Here is a 16,688-nt window from a genome sequence, read left to right on the forward strand (position 1 = left end):
ACGATTGAACGCAGAGGTGATAGTTGGTGGAGAACGAAAGAAGTAATGTCGCACAGTTGCATGCTGCAATCGGATCACAACCCCGAAAGCCCCGCCGTAATCGCTTGCTGTCAAAACGGCGGCAACGCAGAGCGGCCGTGTTACTGGGGGTGTTTGGAGTCATACTGGTATGTTTAGGGCTCCAATTGGTGACAACCAATGCACAAGTGCGCTCCATGCATGCGGATACGCAGCAAGAACAAGCTCGGTTACAAAAACGGGAGCAGGAGCAAAAGCAGCTAAAGCACCGGGAAAAACTGTTGAATAATCCAGATTACGTGAAGGCACTCGCACATTCTAAGTACGACTATGCGAAACCGGGGGAAACGAACTATCACTTTGTAAAGAAATAACGAATGGTGGGAACTCATTGGAGTTGCCGCTTTTTTCGTCTGGGGAATTATATGCTATAATGGGACTAATTTAACCGAGGAGGAACGAGTTTTTGGCGTTTGAAGTTGGAGAGATTCTCACGGGCAAAGTTTCCGGAATTACTGGATTTGGGGCTTTTGTTGATTTAGGTAATCACCAAACGGGCCTGGTCCATATTAGTGAAGTAGCGGATGGCTATGTGAAGGACATTCATGACGTGCTAGCCGTTGGTGATCAGGTGCAGGTAAAAGTGACAAAGATTGGTTCGGATGGCAAGATTGGGTTATCCATCCGCAAGGCTACGGGGCAAGCAGCGCAGCCACAGGAGCAAGCGGCAGCGGCCCACCAGGCAGCCACTCCGCATCCCCGGGCGCAGTCTAAGCACCGGTCGAATCCGCATCCCAGCGCCCGGAGTGACAAGTTTGATGACCTATTATCGAGTTTTTTAAAGGAAAGTGAAAGTCGGTTGTCATCAATTCGCAAAAATACCGAAGGAAAGCGCGGTGGTCGTGGTGGGCGGCGCAGTTAACAAGGCAAAGCAGAGCTCTGGGGCTCGGCTTTTTTAATTTAAGGGGGGACAACTGGTGCAACTTCGCCAAACGGTAGCACAAGCCTTACAACGAGCGCAGCTTCCAGCATCAGCACCAATCATCGTGGCGGTATCAACCGGCGTTGATTCAATGGTGCTCCTGGATCTTTTGCAACAGGTGGTTGCACCACGCACCCTTGTGGTCGCCCACGTTAACCACCAACTGCGAGCAGCTAGTCAGGCAGAAGCCCAGTTTTTACAGCGGTATTGTGACCAGCACCAGTTGCGCTTGGTCATCCGGCGCTGGGAACATCCGCAGCTGACCCATGGGATGGAAGCCCAGGCCCGTACATTTCGCTACCGCTTTTTTGCGGAACTAATGCAACAGTACCACGCAGCGGCCCTTATAACGGCGCATCACCAAAATGACCAGGCGGAAACGGTTTTAATGCGCCTAGCGCGCTCTGAAGACGTGGGCGCCGCCACCGGAATTCAACCGACCCGGCCCTTTGCGGGTGGGCAGCTACTCCGCCCGCTCTTGTCGGTTTCTAAAGCGACGTTACGAGCTTATGCGGACCAGCATCAGTTACAGTGGTGTGAAGATCAGACGAACCAACGCGATGATGTCACAAGAAACCGGATTCGCCATGCGGTGATCCCCCAGCTGGAACGCGAAAATGACCAAGCAGTCCCGCATCTCGCGAACTTTGCAAAAAACCTGCAGCACTTCGTCGCCCAGTACCACACCCTAGCTACCCGCTTAATTGACGAACGTCGCTTAACTACGGGACCAACCTGGATTGAGTACCAACTCAGTCCAGCTGACCAGGCGGTTTTAGAACCCCTGATTCGGGTCCTAGCAGAGCGAGGAGCAGTTCCTGAACCCCTAACCACCGGACAACTGACGCAGATTGTGCACCTTATGCAAAATCACCAACGGCCCCAGGGAGAAATTAATGTCGGTCAGGGCTGGCAGTTCGTGAAACGGTATCAACGGATTCGCTGGCAAAAAAAAGCGCCGAATCCCAAAGAAAGTTCACAGCGCCCGCGGCTGTTTATGGTAGTATTAAATCACTGGTATCGGTTACCGCACCACCTTATGTTTGGGGTGTTCACGCCGGATTATCCCGTCGGACCAGTCACCCGCTTGCACCGCTTATGGTTACCGACCACAGCGTTTCCGTTAGAGGTCCGACCGTGGCAGGCAACGGACCGACTGCGGTTGCAGGAAAACCAGCACCAACGGGTGCGCCGCATCTTAATTAACCACAAGGTTCCAAGCGAGGAGCGGGCTCATTATTACACGTTGCAGACGGCGACGGGCGAGGCGTTAGCCTTACTGGGGTTAAAAGAAAGCGTGCAATCAGCGCAAGCAGGGCGGCAACCATATATGTTAGCGGTCAAAAACGAAAGGAAGAACGATGAACGACGATATCCAAACAGTACTGTATAGCGAAGCCACCATCCAAGCCGCCTGTGAGCGACTAGGCAAGCAATTAACCCAGGTTTATCGCGGGAAAAATCCGCTGGTAGTCTGTGTGCTGAAGGGGGCCGTTCCCTTTATGGCTGATTTGATTAAGCAAATGGATATTTATATGGATATCGATTTTATTGACGTTTCTAGTTATCACGGTGGGACCCAATCGACCGGATCAATTGAATTGGTTAAGGATGTCGATCAAGACGTCAGTGGCCGCGAGCTGTTGCTCGTAGATGATATCGTTGATACCGGACGCACGTTGGCCTACTTGAAGGATCTGTTTCAGGATCGGGGGGCGTCCTCCGTACGGGTCTGCATGTTGATGGATAAACCAGAGGCTCGGCAGATGGCCGAAATGCAGGCTGATTACGTTGGTTTTAACGTTCCCAATGAATTTTTGGTGGGCTATGGATTAGACTACCAGGGGAAGTATCGGAATCTTCCATACGTAGGAATTTTAAAGCCCGAAATCTATCAAGGTTAATCAGTCGTTTCAACGGATTAAAAGTGATAAAATCTTGTATGTTAATTTAATCAAATTGGAGGACACAAATGAAAAATAATAAAAATGGACTTTTTAAAAGTAGTCTATTTTATATCATTGCTTTTGTGTTAGCGATGGGAATTGTCCTGTTTGCTACCGGTGGCAGCAACAGTAATGGAACCAAATCCCAAAAAATTCAATCGAGCCAGTTTATGAAAGATTTAAATGCTAACCGCGTCAAGGACTTTAGCATTGAATCGGCCGAGGGAGTTTATAAGATTACCGGACAATACCGGACCCCACAGAAGGTCAAGGAACAGCAACAAACCAACTTGCCATCCTTTACCCTAACGAAAAAGGGACTCGAAAAATCCGGTAGCGCTAATACGAAGGTAAAGAGCTTCACAACCACGTTGGTGAAGAGTGACACCACGGTTAAACAGGTTAATGAAGCGGCCCAACAACACAATGTTAAGGTCAATGCGAAGCCAACCCAATCCAACGGCTTTTGGATTAACCTTTTAGTTTCCGTGCTACCGCTCCTGATCTTCATCTACTTGTTTTACATGATGATGAAGCAAGCTGGTGGTGGAGCTGGAGGCCCGGGTGGAGTCATGAAGGTTGGAAAGAGCAAAGCCAAACCAGTTGAAAGTAAAGTTCGCTTTAAAGACGTGGCCGGTGAAGACGAAGAAAAGCAAGAACTGGTCGAAGTCGTTGAGTTTTTAAAGGATCCGAAGAAATTTACGAGCCTTGGGGCGACCATTCCCAAAGGGGTCTTACTTGAGGGACCTCCCGGAACGGGGAAAACCTTACTAGCCAAAGCAGTTGCAGGAGAAGCCGGCGTACCGTTCTATTCTCTGTCTGGATCTGACTTCGTGGAAATGTTTGTCGGAGTTGGAGCCAGCCGGGTACGAGACCTCTTCTCAGAAGCGAAGAAGTCGGCACCGGCAATTATCTTTATTGATGAAATTGATGCCGTTGGCCGGCGTCGGGGCGCTGGGATGGGCGGTGGCCACGACGAACGAGAACAAACTTTGAACCAATTGCTGGTTGAAATGGATGGCTTCTCTGGAAACGAAGGAGTCATCGTGATGGCCGCTACCAACCGGGCTGACGTGCTGGATCCGGCGTTAACACGTCCGGGTCGGTTTGACCGGAAGATTTTGGTTGGCCAACCAGACGTCCGGGGTCGAGAAGCCATTTTGAAAGTCCATTCCAAGGACAAACCAATGGGTCCAGACGTCGATTTAAAGGAAATTGCCAAGCAAACCCCTGGCTTTGTGGGGGCTGACTTAGCCAACCTCTTAAACGAAGCGGCGTTATTGGCAGCCCGTCGGGATAGTAAGGTAATTACGGCAGCCGATTTAGATGAGGCGGAGGACCGGGTAATTGCTGGTCCAGCTAAGCGGAATCGGGTAATTAGTCAGCACGAACGCGAAGTGGTTGCGAACCACGAAGCCGGACATACCATCGTGGGGCTAGTTCTAAATGACGCGCGGGTAGTGCACAAGGTTACGATTGTTCCCCGGGGACGTGCAGGCGGATACGCCATCATGTTACCGAAGGAAGATCAACAACTGCTCTCGAAGAAAGACGCCATGGAACAAATTGCCGGAATGATGGGGGGCCGGAGTGCCGAAGAAATTATTTTTGATTCGCAATCCTCTGGAGCTTCCAACGACTTCCAGCAAGCCACGCAAATTGCCCGAGCCATGGTAACCCAATACGGAATGACCGATCAATTGGGAACGGTTGCCTTAGAAGATCCAAACGCGGATCCATATGCCACTCCGAAGTACTCACAAGCAACAGCGAACGCCATCGATGAAGAAGTTAAGCACTTTACCGATGAAGGACACCGGATGGCTAAGCAGATTATTGCGGAACACAGAGAGCAGCACAAAGCAATTGCGGATGCGCTGTTGCAATATGAAACGTTAGACGAAAAGCAGATTTTGAGTCTTTACAAAACGGGGAAGATGCCCGCTGAAGCTGAGTCAGATTCCGATGAGAACGAGCACGAAAGCTTTGCTGAAGCCGAACAAAAGGCGACAAAGCAGGAAAACGAAACTGCTGAACAGCTGGAAACTGAAATTAAAGATCACAAGGACGTCACAGCTGGCGACGATGCTGATGACGATGAATAACAGCCAAGAGAACGTGAGCAGAAATGCTTACGCTCTTTTCGAATGAAGCGATTGAACTGGAAGGGAGTCACAATGACAACAGCAAATGATCAATTAGTTAAAGCACTGACCACCGACAATAACTTTCGGGTGTTAGCGGTCAATGCGACCGGCGTGGTCCAAACCGCTCAGCAGAATCACGCCCTGCACCGGACAGCTGCCGCGGCCCTCGGACGGACCCTAGTTGCGAGTTTGTTATTAGCAAACGCAACTTTAAAGGGAAAAGAAGGCCTGACGGTTCGTTTAAATGGACAAGGACCATTGGGAGGCATGATTGTTGACGCCGATGCAGCGGGTCACGTGAAGGGGTACGTGCAGCATCCAGACGTCGACTTGCCCCAGACCGATAAGCAGGAAGAGGACGTGGCTACGGCCGTGGGCACCGCTGGTTTTTTAGAGGTTTTGAAAAATCAGGGTGGAGCCCAACCCTATGCTAGTAGTGTTCCGTTAGTGAGTGGCAAAATTGGAGATGACTTTACCTACTACCTAGCAAAATCGGAACAAATTCCGTCAGCCTTAGGAGTTTCCGTGGCCTTTACGACTGACGATCACGTTGCTGTTGCTGGCGGTTACTTGATTCAAACGCTCCCTGGTGCTGACGAAACGGCCATCACGGAGTTAGAAAAACGGTTACAAACCTTGCCGAGCATTGCAACTAGCCTGCAGGAAAATCCGGATCCGGCTCAGCTGATTAACACCATTTTTGGGGCCGAACACGTCAAGATTTTAGCCCACCTGCCGGTTTCATTTTACTGTGATTGTTCCAAGGAAAAGTTTGCGCACAGCCTGGCGGGCATTGGGCGCAAAGATTTGCAACAGTTAATTGATGAAGACCATGGTGCAGAAGTAGTTTGCAATTTCTGTGGTCAAAAGTATGACTTTTCAGAAGCAGACCTCGTGCAAATTCTAAACGATCAAGCAAAGGAGAATGAAAACGATGAGTAAGGACCGGAGTTGGAAAATTGGAAACGTTTCCATTGATAATCCGCTGGTAGTGGCTCCAATGGCGGGAGTAACTAACTCCGCCTTTCGGGTGATTTGTAAAAAATTCGGTGCGGGGCTAGTGGTTTGTGAAATGATTTCTGATAAGGGCATCATGTTTAACAACCAAAAGACGTTAGATATGACGAACGTTGAAGCCGAAGAACATCCGATGAGCATTCAGATTTTTGGGGGCACGCAGGAAACGTTAGTGGCGGCGGCCCAGTTCATTGATCAAAAAACGGCGGCTGATATCATTGATATCAACATGGGCTGCCCCGTTAATAAGGTGGTCAAGTGTGAAGCTGGCGCCCGGTGGTTGTTGAATCCTGATAAAGTTTATGAAATGGTATCTGCCGTTACGGCGGCCGTGGAAAAGCCGGTCACCGTTAAGATGCGGACTGGTTGGGATGATGACCACATCTATGCCGTCCAAAACGCGTTGGCTGCTGAAAAAGCCGGGGCAGCGGCCGTTGCAATGCACGGTCGCACCCGCGAACAGATGTATCGTGGGCACGCCAACTGGGAAATTCTGAAAGAGGTTTCCGATGCACTGACAATTCCGTTCATTGGAAACGGGGACGTGACGACGCCAGAAATGGCCAAACAAATGCTGGATGAAGTGGGGGCCACTGCAGTGATGATGGCCCGGGCCGTCGAAGGGAATCCGTGGATTTTAACCCAGATGAATCACTACTTGGAAACCGGTGAAATCTTACCACAACCGAGTGTGGCAGATCAGATGCAGGTAGCCAAAGAACACCTACGCCGCCTAGTGGATTTAAAGGGCGAATACGTGGGCTCTCACCAATTCCGGGGGCACGCTCCGTATTATCTGAAGGGACTCTCACATTCGGCGCGGACGAAAGTGGCGCTGACGAGTGCGGAAAATGAAGCGGAAATGATTCGCATCATGGATGACTTTGTTGCTAAAACGGAAGCCCGCCAGAAAAAACACCAAGCCGCTATATAAGGCCAATTATTTATATGGTAAAATGAGGCTAATGATTTAGTTTGGAGGAATTAGTGTGGCTCAAGATCCAAAGCAAAAAAGAAAACAAGAACGAAAAATGAACGACCAAATGCGGGTTCGTCGCGAAAAAATGAACGAACTGCGCGAGGCCGGGATTGATCCGTTCGGACATGGGTTTAAAGTAACTGCGTTAGCACAGCCCCTGACCGATCAGTACAATCAAGATTCGAAGGCTGAATTAGAAGCCCAAGCCGTGCAAGTGACGATTGCTGGCCGCATGGTGGCAAAGCGAGGTAGCGGAAAAGTCGGGTTTGCGGATATTTTAGACCGCACGGGCCGCATCCAGGTGTACGTCCGCAAAGACGTCGTGGGTGACGAGCAGTATCAGCTATTTAAACGCGCTGACATTGGGGATTTTTTAGGCTTTAGTGGCGAACTAATCAAGACTGACATGGGTCAGTTAACCGTGAAACCAACCAGTGTTACCTTTTTATCCAAAGCGCTCCGACCGCTCCCCGATAAGTACCATGGGTTACAAAATAAGGAACAAAAGTACCGGCAACGTTACTTGGATTTAATTTCAAACCGCGATAGTTTTGATCGGTTCCAAAAGCGGGCCCAGATTATTAAAGCGATTCGGAATTACCTGGATAATGACCTTGACTTTACGGAAGTAGAAACTCCGGTCTTACACCAATCTGCTGGTGGGGCGTCGGCGCGTCCGTTTATTACCCATCACAACGCGTTAGACATTGATTTATACCTGCGCATTGCGCTGGAACTGCACCTGAAGCGGTTGATTGTCGGTGGCATGGGCCGGGTGTATGAAATTGGTCGGGTCTTTCGAAACGAAGGAATGGACAAGGAACACAATCCGGAATTCACGGAACTGGAAAGTTATGCGGCTTATTTTGACTTCCACGACGTGATGGATGAAACGGAAGGCATCTTCCGGCATGCCGCTCAGGTGGTAAGTGATAACGGGCAGATTGAATACCAAGGGCAAGCGGTGGATCTTAATAAACCGTTTAAGCGGATTCACATGGTGGATGCGATTAAAGAAGCCACTGGCGTCGATTTTTGGCCTGAAATGACGGACGAAGCAGCGAAACAGCTGGCGGATGAACACCACGTGAAGTACGAATCCTACTGGAAGGTTGGCCACATCATTAACGCCTTCTTCGAAACCTTCGTGGAACCAACGATTACGGATCCAACCTTTGTGTATGGGCACCCGATTGAGATTTCCCCCCTAGCGAAGAAAAATGCTGACGACCCCCGATTTACGGACCGCTTTGAGTTATACATTTTAGGGAATGAGTATGCTAATGCCTTTTCTGAACTAAACGATCCGATTGACCAGCGGCAACGATTTGAAGCTCAGGTCAAGGAACGTGAAAATGGGAATGACGAAGCCCAGGGGATTGATGAAGACTACGTCAAAGCGCTTGAATACGGGATGCCTCCAACGGGAGGACTTGGAATCGGAATTGATCGGCTCGTCATGTTATTGACTGATGCACCTTCGATTCGTGATGTGTTGTTATTCCCAACGATGCGCCCAGAAGAAGATCCAGAATAAGGGACATCATTAGGCAAGAAAGCCACTTTAAGGTACACTTAGAGGGCTTTTTTATTTTGGCAAGAATCGGGAGGAATTAGGGATGTGGCAGGCAGTGCAAAAAACCTTTGGCTGGCGAGCAAACGTGACGGATTTACGGGCGTTACAACCAGCGACCAAGACGTTATTAACTATTAATCTAGTTGTCATCATCACGGTATTTGCGATTAGTCGGGAATTCACCAGTTTGCTTGGATGGCTTTCAGTAACGGCCAGCATCTTTAGCGTTATAAACCTGATGCTTTGTGATGAGGGTAAAATTACGAATTACGGTTGGGGGATTTTTGAGTCATTATTGTTTTTAATCATCGATTGGCAAAATCGATTAATTGGAGACATTGCCACGAATCTATACTATTTGGTGACGCAGACCGCCGGGATTTTTTGGTGGGACCGGGAGTTGCAGGACCAGTCCCAGCAAACGGTCCTCCAACCGCGGAAATTAAAAAAGTGGCAATTGGCCGCTGTCATGATGAGCTTAGTCCTTTTGTATCTGATTGTTTTACGGTTTAGCCAGCATTTTCATGGGACCCAAGTTTACTTGGATGCCACGCTCCTTCCCCTAAGTATCATCGGAATGTTATTAATGCTCGGGGGCTACCGGTCCCAATGGATTGTGTGGATTACTTGGGACGTGGTTAGTTTAGTGATCTGGTATCGGCAGTTTCAAGTGCTGAGTCCGGCGTCAGCTTCAATGCTGGCCCTCGAGGTGATTAAACTGTGCAACGGTTTGTACGGCGCTTACCGCTGGTTCTTTAAAAACCAATTAGTAGCTAGTTGAATGGTTTCATCGGCGGGACTCCAGTAAATTTAAAAAAAGTGATTTAATCCGTTGACAATTTCGGAGAAAGGCATTATTATAGTAAATGCGCTGAAGAGCAGTGCGAAAGTAGTTCTTTGAAAACTGAACAAGATTTTGATTACAAAAGTGTAAGGAATTTTTAAACGTGAGTTTAAAAATTAAACAATTGCGAAGTCAATTCGCTTAAAGCAACAAATCAAGGAGAGCTAGTAAAGTTCTCATTTAAAATGAGAGTTTGATCCTGGCTCAGGACGAACGTTGGCGGCGTGCCTAATACATGCAAGTCGAACGCGGTCTCCTAATTGACAAACCGTGCTTGCACGGGTTGGATTTTAGATCGGACCGAGTGGCGAACTGGTGAGTAACACGTGGGTAACCTGCCCAGAAGTAGGGGATAACACCTGGAAACAGATGCTAATACCGTATAACAACTAAAACCACATGGTTTTAGTTTGAAAGCTGGCCTTGGTGCTAGTGCTTTTGGATGGACCCGCGGCGTATTAGCTAGTTGGTGAGATAATAGCTCACCAAGGCGATGATACGTAGCAGACCTGAGAGGGTAATCTGCCACAATGGGACTGAGACACGGCCCATACTCCTACGGGAGGCAGCAGTAGGGAATCTTCCACAATGGACGCAAGTCTGATGGAGCAACGCCGCGTGAGTGAAGAAGGGTTTCGGCTCGTAAAACTCTGTTGTTAGAGAAGAACGACTGTGAGAGCAACTGCTCACGGCGTGACGGTATCTAACCAGAAAGTCACGGCTAACTACGTGCCAGCAGCCGCGGTAATACGTAGGTGGCAAACGTTGTCCGGATTTATTGGGCGTAAAGCGAGCGCAGGCGGTTTTTTAAGTCTGATGTGAAAGCCTTCGGCTTAACCGAAGAAGTGCATCGGAAACTGGGAAACTTGAGTGCAGAAGAGGACAGTGGAACTTCATGTGTAGCGGTGAAATGCGTAGATATATGAAGGAACACCAGTGGCGAAGGCGGCTGTCTAGTCTGCATCTGACGCTGAGGCTCGAAAGCATGGGTAGCAAACAGGATTAGATACCCTGGTAGTCCATGCCGTAAACGATGAATGCTAGGTGTTGGGAGGTTTCCGCCTCTCAGTGCCGGAGCTAACGCATTAAGCATTCCGCCTGGGGAGTACGACCGCAAGGTTGAAACTCAAAGGAATTGACGGGGACCCGCACAAGCGGTGGAGCATGTGGTTTAATTCGATGCTACGCGAAGAACCTTACCAGGTCTTGACATCTTCTGTTAGCCTAAGAGATTAGGTGTCCCCTTCGGGGGCAGAATGACAGGTGGTGCATGGTTGTCGTCAGCTCGTGTCGTGAGATGTTGGGTTAAGTCCCGCAACGAGCGCAACCCTTGTCTTTAGTTGCCAGCATTCAGTTGGGCACTCTAGAGAGACTGCCGGTGATAAACCGGAGGAAGGTGGGGATGACGTCAAATCATCATGCCCCTTATGACCTGGGCTACACACGTGCTACAATGGACGGTACAACGAGTTGCGAAACCGCGAGGTCAAGCTAATCTCTTAAAGCCGTTCTCAGTTCGGATTGCAGGCTGCAACTCGCCTGCATGAAGTTGGAATCGCTAGTAATCGTGGATCAGCATGCCACGGTGAATACGTTCCCGGGTCTTGTACACACCGCCCGTCACACCATGAGAGTTTGTAACACCCAAAGTCGGTTGGATAACCGTTAGGAGTCCGCCGCCTAAGGTGGGACAGATGATTAGGGTGAAGTCGTAACAAGGTAGCCGTAGGAGAACCTGCGGCTGGATCACCTCCTTTCTAAGGAATAATACGGAACCTTACACCGATCAAAGTCTTGTTTAGTTTTGAGAGGATTACTCTCAACTTTCGTTCTTTGAAAACTAGATAATATTATTTTCTGTAAGAATTATATTGTTAATATAATTTCAACCGAGAACAACCATTGTGTAATTTGAGTTTTTTAATGTGTTTGATCGCTAAACTCAATGATTTATAATCCGTAGGATTATAGGTTAAGTTAAGAAGGGCGCATGGTGAATGCCTTGGTACTAGGAGCCGATGAAGGACGGAACTAACACCGATATGCTTCGGGGAGCTGTAAGTAAGCTGTGATCCGGAGATTTCCGAATGAGGAAACTCGATTAGTGTCATGACTAATCACTGCGTAGTGAATTCATAGCTGCGGAGAGGTAGACGTGGGGAACTGAAACATCTAAGTACCCACAGGAAGATAAAGAAATTTCGATTCCCATAGTAGCGGCGAGCGAACTGGGAATAGCCCAAACCGAACCTTCGTGGTTCGGGGTTGTAGGACTGAACATTTGAGTTACAAAAGAATTTGATAGCTGAAGCAGTTGGGAAGCTGCACCAAAGAGAGTGATAGTCTCGTAAGCGAAATTGAATTCCCTCAGTTCAGGATCCTGAGTACGGCGCCACACGTGAAACGGCGTCGGAATCCGGGAGGACCATCTCCCAAGGCTAAATACTCCCTAGTGACCGATAGTGAACCAGTACCGTGAGGGAAAGGTGAAAAGCACCCCGGAAGGGGAGTGAAATAGTTCCTGCAACCATGTGCCTACAAGCAGTTAGAGCCCGTTTATGGGTGATAGCGTGCCTCTTGTAGAATGAACCGGCGAGTTACAGTTGCATGCAAGGTTAAGCCGAAGAAGCGGAGCCGTAGCGAAAGCGAGTCTTAAGCGGGCGAATTAGTATGTTGCCGTAGACCCGAAACCAGGTGATCTATCCATGTCCAGGATGAAAGTGCGGTAATACGCACCGGAGGTCCGAACCCGTGTACGTTGAAAAGTGCTGGGATGAGGTGTGGATAGCGGTGAAATTCCAAACGAACTTGGAGATAGCTGGTTCTCTCCGAAATAGCTTTAGGGCTAGCCTCGGAATTAGAATCATGGAGGTAGAGCCACTGTTTGAGCGAGGGGTCCGTCTTGGATTACTGAGTTCAGATAAACTCCGAATACCATTGATTTATGTCCGGGAGTCAGACGATGAGTGATAAGATCCATCGTCGAAAGGGGAACAGCCCAGACCGCCAGTTAAGGTCCCTAAATAGATGCTAAGTGGAAAAGGAAGTGGAGTTGCTTAGACAACTAGGATGTTGGCTCAGAAGCAGCCACCATTTAAAGAGTGCGTAATAGCTCACTAGTCGAGTGATTCTGCGCCGAAAATTTACCGGGGCTAAGCATCTTACCGAGACTGCGGACGCAACTACGTTGCGTGATAGGAGAGCGTTCTAAGGGCGATGAAGGCAGACCGGAAGGACTGTTGGAGCGCTTAGAAGTGAGAATGCCGGTATGAGTAGCGAAAGATCAGTGAGAATCTGATCCACCGAATGACTAAGGTTTCCTGGGGAAGGCTCGTCCTCCCAGGGTTAGTCGGGACCTAAGCCGAGGCTGAGAAGCGTAGGCGATGGATAACAGGTTGAGATTCCTGTACTAGTTAATTATGTTGGAACGATGGAGGGACGCAGAAGGCTAGGTTTAGCATACGATTGGAAAGGTATGTTCAAATCGTAAGTCAGGTGAGGAGTGAAATGCTTCTGACCGGGTTGACAAGCGATGATGAGGATCGAAATTAAAGTAGAGAAGGAACCGATGTCACGCTGCCGAGAAAAGCTTCTAGTTAGTAATTAACTACCCGTACCGCAAACCGACACAGGTAGTCGAGGAGAGTATCCTCAGGTGAGCGAGAGAACTCTCGTTAAGGAACTCGGCAAAATGACCCCGTAACTTCGGAAGAAGGGGTGCTGACCGTCAGGTCAGCCGCAGTGAAGAGACTCAAACGACTGTTTATCAAAAACACAGGTTTATGCAAAATCGTAAGATGAAGTATATGGGCTGACGCCTGCCCGGTGCTGGAAGGTTAAGTGGAAAGGTTAGCTTCGGCGACGCCTCGAAATGAAGCCCCAGTAAACGGCGGCCGTAACTATAACGGTCCTAAGGTAGCGAAATTCCTTGTCGGGTAAGTTCCGACCCGCACGAAAGGCGTAACGATTTGAGTACTGTCTCAACGAGAGACTCGGTGAAATTAAGATACCTGTGAAGAAGCAGGTTACCCGCGACAGGACGGAAAGACCCCATGGAGCTTTACTGTAGCTTGATATTGGGTGTTTACATAGCTTGTACAGGATAGGTAGGAGCCATTGAAACCGGGACGCTAGTCTCGGTGGAGGCACCCGTGGGATACTACCCTGGCTATGTGAACACTCTAACCCTGAGCACTTAGCGTGCTCGGAGACAGTGTCTGGTTGGCAGTTTGACTGGGGCGGTCGCCTCCTAAATAGTAACGGAGGCGCTCAAAGGTTTGCTTAGAATGGTTGGAAATCATTCTGTAAGTGTAAAGGCAGAAGCAAGCTTGACTGCGAGACTGACTAGTCGAGCAGGGACGAAAGTCGGACTTAGTGATCCGGTGGTACCGTATGGAAGGGCCATCGCTCAACGGATAAAAGCTACCCTGGGGATAACAGGCTTATCTCCCCCAAGAGTTCACATCGACGGGGAGGTTTGGCACCTCGATGTCGGCTCATCGCATCCTGGGGCTGTAGTTGGTCCCAAGGGTTGGGCTGTTCGCCCATTAAAGCGGTACGCGAGCTGGGTTCAGAACGTCGTGAGACAGTTCGGTCCCTATCCGTCGCGGGCGCAGGAAATTTGCGAGGAGCTGTCCCTAGTACGAGAGGACCGGGATGGACATACCGCTGGTGTATCAGTTGCGCCGCCCGGCGCATTGCTGAGTAGCTATGTATGGATGAGATAAACGCTGAAAGCATCTAAGTGTGAAACTCGCCTCAAGATGAGATTTCCCATTCCTATATGGAAGTAAGACTCCTGAAAGATGATCAGGTCGATAGGTTAGAAGTGGAAGCGTAGTGATACGTGAAGCGGACTAATACTAATCAGTCGAGGACTTAACCAAGGAAGAACAATGGTGACTCAGCAGGAAATAATATTAGCTAGTTTTGAGGGAACGAAGTTCACTCAGTCGTGTGGTGGCGATAGCCTAAAGGATACACCTGTTCCCATGCCGAACACAGTAGTTAAGCTTTAGCACGCCAAAAGTAGTTGGGGGATCGCCCCCTGCGAGGATAGGACGTTGCCACGCCAATTATTCCGACATAGCTCAGTTGGTAGAGCACCTGACTGTTAATCAGGTTGTCGACGGTTCGAGCCCGCCTGTCGGAGTTATTAGGACTAGCCGATTGGTTAGTGCTATTATAATTAAATGAGCAATTTTAATTGCGCCGACTTAGCTCAGTTGGTAGAGCATCGGCATCGTAAACCGGAGGTCGGAGGTTCGAATCCTCTAGTCGGCATTTTGCTAAAAAGCAGTCTAACAGTTATTGTTAGGCTGCTTTTTTACTTTGTGTTACGAAATGTAACATCAGTCGTTGACCAGGTTGGAATTAACGCTTAAGATAACAGACAATGAGGAGCTGTTGGATATGAGTGAAAAGGAATTAAGACGATCTTTAGCGGTCCTACCGATGGGAACGGTTATGAAGCTGACTTCGCTCACGGCTCGTCAGATTCGCTATTATGATGACAGTGGCTTAGTTAACTCGCTGCGGACGGAAAGTAATCGCCGGCTATACTCGTTAAATGATATTGATCGCATTCTAGAGGTTAAAGATTACCTAGATGAGGGTATGAACCTAGAACAGGTGAAACGAGTCTACGAGAAGCAACGGCAACGGTCATTGAAAAAGCGGGTGGCCAAGCAGCAAAGTGTTAGCGACCAAAAGGTTCGACAGTATTTACGCAAAGACATTTTAAAAGCTGGTGGCTTAGATTCAAACAGCGATTCACAATTTAGACCAGGACAATTATAAGAAGGAGTAAGGTATGGATAAGACAACAGAATACACCCCTGATGACATTCGCAAAATGGTTAAGGATGAGGACGTCCGCTTTTTACGGTTGATGTTTACCGATTTATTAGGAACGGTCAAGAATGTTGAAGTGCCGATTAGTCAGTTAGACCAACTCCTCGCCGGTAAGTTAATGTTTGACGGCTCTTCAATCGATGGATTCGTGCGAATTGAAGAGAGTGATATGTACCTTCAGCCTGATTTATCTACGTGGATGGTCTTTCCTTGGGGTGATGAGCACGGTAAAGTCGCACGCCTAACTTGTAGTGTGCACACCGCCGATGGTGAACAGTTTGCTGGTGATCCCCGGAACAATTTAATGCGGGTCTTAGACGAAATGAAAGAACTCGGATTTAGCGACTTTAACATTGGACCGGAACCAGAATTCTTCTTGTTTGAAATGGACGAAAACGGCCAACCAACGAAAAAACTGAATGACCACGGGAGTTACTTTGACCTTGCTCCCATGGACTTAGCAGCTAACGTGCGACGGGACATGGTGCTTGAGTTAGAAAAAATGGGCTTTAACGTCGAAGCTTCCCACCACGAAGTTGCTCCTGGTCAACATGAAATTGACTTTGAATACGATGACGCAATTCGGGCGGCTGATCACATTCAAACCTTCAAAATGGTGGTCAAAACAGTGGCACGACGGTACGGCTTATATGCTACTTTCATGCCAAAACCGTTGAACGGGGTTAATGGATCGGGGATGCACATGAACATGTCGCTCTTTGATCAAGACGGAAAGAACGCCTTCTTCGACGAAAACGGTCCAGAACAACTATCTCAAACGGCTTACTACTTCTTAGGGGGACTATTGAAGCACGCGAAGGCCCTCACAGCCGTTTGTGATCCAACGGTTAACTCTTACAAACGGCTTGTTCCGGGGTTTGAAGCCCCCGTGTACATTGCCTGGTCTGGAGCAAACCGGTCTCCAATGGTTCGGGTTCCCATTGCCCGGGGCAAAGGGACGCGGTTGGAGTTACGAAGTGTTGATCCGTCAGCTAACCCGTACCTAGCAATTGCGGCCATTCTAGCTGCCGGCTTAGACGGAATTAAAAATAAGATTACGCCGGACGATCCGATTGATCGCAACATCTACAGTATGGATGGGGAAGAACTGAAGCTGGATCACATTCAGAAGCTTCCTTCGACCTTGCACGATGCCTTGCAAAGTTACGCTGCCGATGATCTGATGAAAGACGCGATGGGTCCCCACATCTATCAAAACTTCTTAGATGCTAAGAACATGGAATGGTCAGCTTACAGTCAAAATGTATCGCAGTGGGAGCGGAATCGTTACTTAGACATGTTGTAAATTGCTCGTTGAAAATTAAA

11 protein-coding genes, 2 tRNA genes and 3 rRNA genes are annotated in these 16,688 nt (G+C 48.8%); all 16 read left to right on the forward strand.

What is annotated here, in order from left to right:
• Positions 1-26 precede the first annotated feature (26 nt).
• The 16 genes from M8332_RS01440 to glnA all read left to right on the forward strand — a co-directional run bounded on the left by M8332_RS01440 (position 27) and on the right by glnA (position 16,668).
• Positions 27-392, forward strand: a complete 366-nt coding sequence (locus M8332_RS01440) for an FtsB family cell division protein (RefSeq protein WP_252780415.1) — start codon at positions 27-29, stop codon at positions 390-392.
• A gap of 92 nt (positions 393-484) precedes the next feature.
• Positions 485-940 carry a S1 domain-containing RNA-binding protein gene (locus M8332_RS01445; protein ID WP_252780416.1) on the forward strand — a complete coding sequence of 152 codons (456 nt, stop codon included), beginning with the start codon at positions 485-487 and terminating at the stop codon, positions 938-940.
• A gap of 55 nt (positions 941-995) precedes the next feature.
• Entirely contained in the window at positions 996-2,393 is a 1,398-nt protein-coding gene (gene tilS / locus M8332_RS01450) for a tRNA lysidine(34) synthetase TilS (RefSeq protein ID WP_252780417.1), read from the forward strand.
• Complete coding sequence (gene hpt / locus M8332_RS01455) at positions 2,362-2,904, forward strand: hypoxanthine phosphoribosyltransferase (RefSeq protein ID WP_252780418.1); 543 nt, start codon at positions 2,362-2,364, stop codon at positions 2,902-2,904. Before tilS ends, hpt begins: the two co-directional genes overlap by 32 nt.
• A gap of 68 nt (positions 2,905-2,972) precedes the next feature.
• The gene (gene ftsH / locus M8332_RS01460; protein WP_252780419.1) at positions 2,973-5,051 is read left to right on the forward strand and encodes an ATP-dependent zinc metalloprotease FtsH; all 2,079 of its coding nucleotides are present in this window, start codon (positions 2,973-2,975) and stop codon (positions 5,049-5,051) included.
• A gap of 72 nt (positions 5,052-5,123) precedes the next feature.
• The gene (gene hslO / locus M8332_RS01465) at positions 5,124-6,035 is read left to right on the forward strand and encodes an Hsp33 family molecular chaperone HslO (RefSeq protein ID WP_252780420.1); all 912 of its coding nucleotides are present in this window, start codon (positions 5,124-5,126) and stop codon (positions 6,033-6,035) included.
• Positions 6,028-7,044, forward strand: a complete 1,017-nt coding sequence (gene dusB / locus M8332_RS01470) for a tRNA dihydrouridine synthase DusB (RefSeq protein WP_252780772.1) — start codon at positions 6,028-6,030, stop codon at positions 7,042-7,044. The genes hslO and dusB overlap by 8 nt, the downstream gene beginning before the upstream one ends.
• Before the next feature lie 97 nt (positions 7,045-7,141).
• Positions 7,142-8,626 (forward strand): lysine--tRNA ligase, encoded by a 1,485-nt coding sequence (lysS, locus tag M8332_RS01475; protein ID WP_252780773.1) that lies wholly within the window; start codon positions 7,142-7,144, stop codon positions 8,624-8,626.
• 82 nt (positions 8,627-8,708) lie between these two features.
• Positions 8,709-9,446, forward strand: coding sequence for a nicotinamide riboside transporter PnuC (pnuC, locus tag M8332_RS01480; protein ID WP_252780421.1), 738 nt, complete (start codon positions 8,709-8,711; stop codon positions 9,444-9,446).
• Positions 9,447-9,690: 244 nt separating this feature from the next.
• Positions 9,691-11,266: ribosomal RNA gene (locus tag M8332_RS01485) — 16S ribosomal RNA — on the forward strand.
• A 213-nt stretch (positions 11,267-11,479) separates the two neighbouring features.
• Positions 11,480-14,395 (forward strand): 23S ribosomal RNA (locus tag M8332_RS01490).
• A 69-nt stretch (positions 14,396-14,464) separates the two neighbouring features.
• A 5S ribosomal RNA gene (rrf, locus tag M8332_RS01495) occupies positions 14,465-14,581 on the forward strand.
• Together the 16S, 23S and 5S rRNA genes with 2 tRNA genes alongside form the textbook arrangement of a ribosomal RNA operon.
• Before the next feature lie 7 nt (positions 14,582-14,588).
• A tRNA-Asn gene (locus M8332_RS01500) sits at positions 14,589-14,661 on the forward strand.
• 58 nt (positions 14,662-14,719) lie between these two features.
• A tRNA-Thr gene (locus M8332_RS01505) sits at positions 14,720-14,792 on the forward strand.
• A gap of 129 nt (positions 14,793-14,921) precedes the next feature.
• Positions 14,922-15,308: a MerR family transcriptional regulator gene (locus M8332_RS01510; protein WP_252780422.1), complete on the forward strand. Its 387-nt coding sequence runs from the start codon at positions 14,922-14,924 to the stop codon at positions 15,306-15,308.
• A 13-nt stretch (positions 15,309-15,321) separates the two neighbouring features.
• On the forward strand, positions 15,322-16,668 hold the full coding sequence (gene glnA / locus M8332_RS01515) for a type I glutamate--ammonia ligase (RefSeq protein ID WP_252749797.1): 1,347 nt from the start codon (positions 15,322-15,324) through the stop codon (positions 16,666-16,668).
• Positions 16,669-16,688 lie beyond the last annotated feature (20 nt).

It is taken from the genome of Fructilactobacillus ixorae (genome assembly GCF_024029915.1).
GTDB lineage: Bacteria > Bacillota > Bacilli > Lactobacillales > Lactobacillaceae > Fructilactobacillus > Fructilactobacillus ixorae.